The organism is Streptomyces sp. NH27, assembly GCF_056859195.1.
Genome location: NZ_JACEGK010000527.1, coordinates 1 through 5,619, shown reverse-complemented (window position 1 = coordinate 5,619; position 5,619 = coordinate 1). Strand labels below are relative to the sequence as shown.

Sequence of the window (5,619 nt, the reverse complement as noted above, 5' to 3'; positions counted from 1 at the left end):
GGAGAGCGGGTCCGTTACGTCCTAGCCTGGACAGGCCGTCCCCACGCGCCGAGGAGCCGCCGTGTCCGTCGCACGCACCGATGGAGCTTTGTGGCAGCGCACTTCCGTGCGATCGACGGCGATACTGCTGCCGCTCGCTGCCGTCGCGGTGCTACTGGTCAGCAAGTGGACGCTCATCAACTCCGGCGCGGGGCAACTGGGTTCCGCGGACGGCGAGTGGCTTGCCGCGGCCTGCCTGGCCGCGATCATGACCTGGGTCTTCTCCGCCGTCGCGCTCCAGGGCGCGGTGATCCGTACGGTCCCGCCCGGGCGGTTGCTGGCCGCGCAGTTCGCCGCCTCGGCCGCCAACCACGTGCTGCCGGCCGGCGTCGGCGGCAACGCGGTGAACCTGCGGTTCCTGGTCCGGCGCGGCATGACCCCCACCGCCGCGCTGGCCGCCCTCGCGGTGCGCGCGGCGGCGGCCGTGGCCGGGCGGATCGTGCTGCTGCTGGCGGCGCTGCTGGTCTTCCCGGACGCGCTGCACATCCGGCGGGTGGTCTCCGGGCGGCCCGCGCTGCCGGACCACCCGGTGCTGCTCGCGGTCGGCGGCGCCGCCGCGCTGACCGGGATCGTGCTGCTGCTGCGGTACGCCCGCAGGCTCGGTGCCCGGCTGCGCGGCTTCGTCGCCTCGGTTGCGTACGACGTGCGGGCGGTGCACCGTGACCGGTCCCGGATGGTGGCCCTGTGGGGCGGTTCGCTCGCCTTCCCGATGATGCACGGCGCGGTGGTGGTCGCCGTGATCCGCGCGGTGCACGCGCCGGTGCCGGTCAGCGGCGTCATGGTGGCGTACCTGTGCGCGAGCACCGCGGCCGGCTGGCTGCCGACGCCGGCCGGGATCGGTTCGCTGGACGCGGCGCTCGCGCTGGCGCTGGTCACCGCGGGCGCCTCCGCGGTCGCCGCGACCTCGGCCGTCCTGGGATACCGCCTGCTCACCACGTGGCTGCCGCTCATTCCGGGCGCGGCCGTCCTCGCGGTGCTGGTCCGCCGCGGCGAACTTTAAGGTACGGACCTTTGCAGGATCTCTTGACGGCTCACAGGTTCACCATTTAAATCACGTCCTGAACTAAGACGTGGCGTAAGTCATTCCGGGGTCGCGACGGCCCCGCACCCCCACAGCATTCCCCACAGCACGCCGGTCCTGCCCCTCGTCCCGCGCCCGGTCCCGTTCCCCGGGCAGCGGCGTGCCAGGGGCATGACTGGAATTGCCCGCTCGATCGCTGCTCCGCCCCCCACCGACCGAGGAGTCCGGCATGTCGGCACCACCCCGCACCCGGCGTATCCGTCCCTTCGCGCTGCTCGCCGTGGCCGCGCTGCTGCTGTTCGGCTGGCTCCAGCAGGCCGCCGCCGCGACGAGCGCGGCCGGCTCCGGCTCCGCCGCGCCCGCGGCGGCGTCCCCCGCCGTCGCCACCTTCACCGACGACTTCAACGGCGCGGCCGGAAGCGCCGTCGACAGCTCCAAGTGGGGCTACGAGACCGGCGACAACGTCGACAACCACGAGCGCGAGTACTACACCAGCGGCACCCAGAACGCGGCGCTCGACGGCCAGGGCGACCTGGTGATCACCGCCCGCAAGGAGAACCCGGCCAACTACCAGTGCTGGTACGGCACCTGTCAGTACACCTCGGCGCGGCTGTCCACCCCGCAGAAGTTCACCCAGGCGTACGGCCACTTCGAGACCCGGATGAAGCTGCCCCGCGGGCAGGGTATGTGGCCCGCGTTCTGGCTGCTCGGCGACGACATCGGCTCGGTCGGCTGGCCGAACAGCGGTGAGATCGACATCATGGAGAACGTCGGCTTCGAGCCCGGCTCCGTGCACGGCACCATCCACGGCCCCGGCTACTCAGGTTCCAACGGCATCGGCGCCGGCTACACCCTGCCCGGCGGCCAGAGCTTCTCCGACGCCTTCCACACCTTCGCCGTCGACTGGGCGCCGAACTCGATCTCCTGGTCGGTGGACGGCCAGGTCTACGAGACCCGCACCCCCGCCGACCTCGGCGGCAACCGCTGGGTCTTCGACCACCCCTTCTACATCATCCTCAACCTCGCGGTCGGCGGGTACTGGCCCGGCGACCCCGACGGCAGCACCTCCTTCCCGCAGCAACTCGTCGTGGACTACGTACACGTCACCACCAGCGACTCCTCCGGCGGCGGCACCGGCCACACCATCACCGGCATCGGCGGCAAGTGTGTCGACGTGACCGGCGCGAACAGCGCCAACGGCACGCCCGTCGAGCTCTACGACTGCAACGGCACCGCCGCCCAGCAGTGGACCTCCACCGGCGGCACCCTCCAGTCGCTCGGCAAGTGCCTGGACGTGACCGCGGCCGGCACCGCCGACGGCACACCCGTGCAGCTCTACGACTGCAACGGCAGCGCGGCCCAGCAGTGGGTGGTCAACAGCGCCCACGACATCGTCAACCCCGCGGCCGACAAGTGCCTGGACGCCACCGGGAACAGCTCCGCCAACGGCACCAGGCTGCAGATCTGGACCTGCACCGGTGCCGCCAACCAGAAGTGGACGTACACGGGCTGATGCGGAAGACCACCGGAATCCTCGCCGGCGCGGCGCTGGCCGCCGGCGCACTGGCCACCCTCGGCCCGGCCCAGAGCGCGTTCGCGGCCACCGGCGCCATCACCGGCTACGGCGGCAAGTGCGTGGACGTCGCCGCGGCGAGCTCGGCCAACGGCACCGCGGTGCAGCTCTACGACTGCAACGGCACCACCGCCCAGAGTTGGACCGTCGGCTCCGACAACTCCCTCCAGGCACTGGGCAAGTGCATGGACGTCACCGCCGCGGGCACCGCCGACGGCACCACGGTGCAGCTCTACGACTGCAACGGCACCGCCGCCCAGCAGTGGACGGCGAGCAACGGCGAACTCGTCAACGCCGGTTCCGGCAAGTGCCTGGATGCCACCGGCCCGAGCTCGGCCAACGGCACCAGACTGCAGATCTGGACCTGCGCCGGGTCCGCCAACCAGAAGTGGACGCTGCCCACCGGCGGCGGCACCACGCCACCACCCGCGAGCGGCGTCCAAGCGGTCGCCCCCTACCTCTACAACGGCTGGGGCAACCCGCCCGACCCGACCACGGTCATGAACGCCACCGGCGTGAAGTGGTTCACCCTCGCCTTCGTGCTCAGCAACGGCACCTGCAACCCCCAGTGGGACGGGAGCCGTTCGCTCACCGGCGGCGTCGACCAGAGCACCATCGACAAGGTGCGCGCGGCCGGCGGCGACGTCGTACCGTCCTTCGGCGGCTACAGCGGCAACAAGCTGGAGCAGTCCTGCACCAGCGCGAGCGCGCTCGCCGGGGCGTACCAGAAGGTGATCAGCGCCTACGGCCTGAAGGCCATCGACATCGACATCGAGGCCGACGCCTACAGCAACGGCACCGTCCAGCAGCGGGTGGTCGACGCCCTCAAGACCGTCAAGGCGAACAACCCGGGGCTGACCGTCTACGTCACCATCGGCACCGGCCAGTCGGGACCCGACACCGGTCTGATCAACAAGGCCGCCGCCTCCGGTCTCACCGTCGACGCATGGACCATCATGCCGTTCGACTTCGGCGGCGCCGGACAGAACATGGGCACCCTCACCGAGCAGGCCGCGGACGGGCTGAAGAACGCCCTGAAGAGCGCCTACGGCTACAGCGACGACGTGGCGTACCGGCACAGCGGCATCTCGTCGATGAACGGCATCACCGACAACAACGAGACCGTCACCCTGGACGACTTCCGGACCATCCTCGGCTACGCCCAGGCCCATCACCTGGCCCGGCTGACGTTCTGGTCCGCCAACCGTGACCGGCCGTGCGCCGGTTCCTATCCCAACGACGACACCTGCTCCGGAGTGTCCCAGCAGGCATGGGAATTCACCCGCATCCTCGCGCAGTACGCGGGGTGAGACGCCGCGTACCGGGCTCCGACGGCGGACGCCCGGTACGCGGCCCCGCTCCCTATTACTCCCCAGGTCGTAAGTGATTCTCCGTCAGCGAGCGGGTACGGCTGACGGCATCGGCGGACAACCGTGAGGAGACATGGCATGGGCGAGGTCATCGTGATCGAGCATCTGACACTCGACGGGGTGATGCAGGCCCCGGGGCATCCGGAGGAGGACCAGCGGGACGGCTTCCCGCACGGCGGCTGGGCGAACCGGCATCAGGACCCCGCCATGCAGGAGGTCATGGGCGGGTACATGTCGAGCGCCTGGTCCCTGCTGGCCGGACGGACGACCTACGACCGGTTCGCCGCCTACTGGCCCGGGCAGGCACCGAACCCGATGAGCGCGGCGCTCGACCGGGTCCGGAAGTACGTGGCCTCCACCACCCTCGGCGAGCCGCTCGCCTGGCAGAACTCCACCCTCCTCACCGGGGACGTCCCCGACGCCGTGCGCCGCCTGAAGGCCGAACTGCCCGAGAACCTGGTGGTCTTCGGCAGCGGCGTCCTGGTCCGCTCGCTCCTGCGACGCCGCCTGGTCGACACCCTTGTGCTCCTGATCCACCCGCTGGTGCTCGGCTCGGGCCGACGCCTCTTCCCGGAGGCCGGCGCCGGCCCGGCCCCGGACGTGTCCACCTTCCGGGTGGCCGGCACCGAGACGACCGGGACCGGGGTGATCATCGCCACGTACCGGCCTGCCTGAAGCCGGCCCGCTTGGAGCCGGCCCGCTTGGAGCCGAGCGGCCGGACCGGCGGTAGGTCCGGCCGTCTGCCTGCCCGTCTGCCCGGTCGTTCGACGCCAGCCTCGCCGGGTCCACCAAGGAACTGGCGGTGCAGGACGCGCGGCGTCCGGCAGATCCGAACCTGCCGCGTTGAGCGGCTACTTGGCGTCCGCGTAGCACTCGACCGCGTGGGTATCCAGCGGGAACGGGACGGGGGTGGGGCCGAACACCAGGTGGCGGGCCTCGTCGCCGGCCGCGGCGACCGCTGCTTCGACGGCGGGGGCGAGCCGGGTAGGGGTGTGGACGATGACCTCGTCGTGCTGGAAGAAGACCAGGCGCGGCTCGGGGCCGATCGCGGTCAGTCGGCGGCGGAGCGCGGCGAGCAGGGCCAGCGCCCAGTCCGAAGCGCTGGCCTGGATGACGAAGTTGCGGGTGAAACGCCCCCAGGAGCGGGCCGCCCGCTGGTCGAGCGCAGAGGCGTCACCCGGGTCGGCGGCGTCCGCGGCGTCACCACCGTCCGTGTCGATGAACCGACTTGCCGATGGCGTGGGCGAGGTGCGGCCGAGCTGGGAGCGTACGACGCCGCCCGCCTCGCCGGTGCGGGCGGCGGCCTCCACCAGGGCGAGCGCGGCGGGGAATCGGCGCCGCATCACCGCGAGGAGCTGCCCCGCCTCGCCACTGGTCTGCCCGTACATCGCCGCGAGCAGCGCGATCTTGGCGCGCGGCCGGTCACCGGCGAAGGCGTCGAGAGCGAGCGCCGCGTAGAGGTCACCGGCGGAGGCGGCCATGGCCAGCCCGGGGTCGCCGGACATCGCGGCCAGCACGCGCGGTTCGAGCTGGCCGGCGTCCGCCACCACCAGCCGGTGCCCGGGATCGGCGACCACCGCGCCCCGCAGCAGCCGGGGGATCTGGAGCGCGCCGCC

At 71.9% G+C, this 5,619-nt stretch carries 5 protein-coding genes; 4 read left to right on the top strand and 1 reads right to left on the bottom strand.

Going from position 1 to position 5,619, the window contains the following annotated elements; genetic code table 11:
* Positions 1-61 precede the first annotated feature (61 nt).
* The 4 genes from AC13HU_RS31065 (at position 62) to AC13HU_RS31050 (ending at position 4,678) form a co-directional block, all read left to right on the top strand.
* Complete coding sequence (locus tag AC13HU_RS31065) at positions 62-1,039, top strand: lysylphosphatidylglycerol synthase domain-containing protein (RefSeq protein WP_483045308.1); 978 nt, start codon at positions 62-64, stop codon at positions 1,037-1,039.
* A gap of 250 nt (positions 1,040-1,289) precedes the next feature.
* Complete coding sequence (locus tag AC13HU_RS31060; protein WP_483045307.1) at positions 1,290-2,573, top strand: RICIN domain-containing protein; 1,284 nt, start codon at positions 1,290-1,292, stop codon at positions 2,571-2,573.
* Entirely contained in the window at positions 2,573-3,943 is a 1,371-nt protein-coding gene (locus AC13HU_RS31055; protein ID WP_483045306.1) for a ricin-type beta-trefoil lectin domain protein, read from the top strand. The genes AC13HU_RS31060 and AC13HU_RS31055 overlap by 1 nt, the downstream gene beginning before the upstream one ends.
* A 138-nt stretch (positions 3,944-4,081) precedes the next feature.
* Complete coding sequence (locus tag AC13HU_RS31050; RefSeq protein ID WP_483045305.1) at positions 4,082-4,678, top strand: dihydrofolate reductase family protein; 597 nt, start codon at positions 4,082-4,084, stop codon at positions 4,676-4,678.
* Positions 4,679-4,854: 176 nt separating this feature from the next.
* Here the strand turns inward: AC13HU_RS31050 and AC13HU_RS31045 are convergent.
* Positions 4,855-5,619, bottom strand: a 765-nt coding sequence (locus AC13HU_RS31045) for a DNA polymerase (RefSeq protein WP_483045304.1), incomplete at its 5' end; no start/stop codon positions are given.

Coding starts and splice junctions, on each gene's coding strand:
- AC13HU_RS31060 (WP_483045307.1), top strand. CDS start 1,290: ATGTCGGCACCACCCCGCACCCGGCGTATCCGTCCCTTCGCGCTGCTC.
- AC13HU_RS31055 (WP_483045306.1), top strand. CDS start 2,573: ATGCGGAAGACCACCGGAATCCTCGCCGGCGCGGCGCTGGCCGCCGGC.
- AC13HU_RS31050 (WP_483045305.1), top strand. CDS start 4,082: ATGGGCGAGGTCATCGTGATCGAGCATCTGACACTCGACGGGGTGATG.